Here is a 410-nt window from a genome sequence, read left to right on the forward strand (position 1 = left end):
GCCAAGGCCTATGTCAGGGCTCAGGGCGCGCCGATCGTGATCAAGGCGGACGGGCTCGCCGCCGGCAAGGGCGTGGTGATGGCACAGACCCTCGATGAGGCCGATGCCGCCATCGAGATGATGTTCTCGGGCGGCTTCGGCACAGCAGGCGCCGAGGTGGTGATCGAGGAATGGATGATCGGCGAGGAGGCGAGTTTCTTCGCACTCTGCGATGGCAGCCATGCTCTGCCGCTTGCCTCGGCTCAGGACCATAAGCGCGTCGGCGACGGCGACACCGGCCCGAATACCGGCGGCATGGGCGCCTATTCGCCCGCCCCGGTGATGACCAAGGCCCTGGAAGACCGGGTCATGGCGGAGATCATCGCACCAACGCTCGCGGGAATGCAGAAGCGCGGCGCGCCGTTCAAGGG

General features: G+C 67.1%; 1 protein-coding gene. It reads left to right on the plus strand.

What is annotated here, in order from left to right:
* Positions 1-410, plus strand: a 410-nt coding sequence (locus tag AB4Y92_RS26165) for a phosphoribosylamine--glycine ligase (RefSeq protein WP_441822274.1), incomplete at both ends; no start/stop codon positions are given.

This window comes from Lysobacter sp. TAB13, assembly GCF_052113885.1.
Classification (GTDB): Bacteria; Pseudomonadota; Gammaproteobacteria; order Xanthomonadales; family Xanthomonadaceae; genus Lysobacter; species Lysobacter gummosus.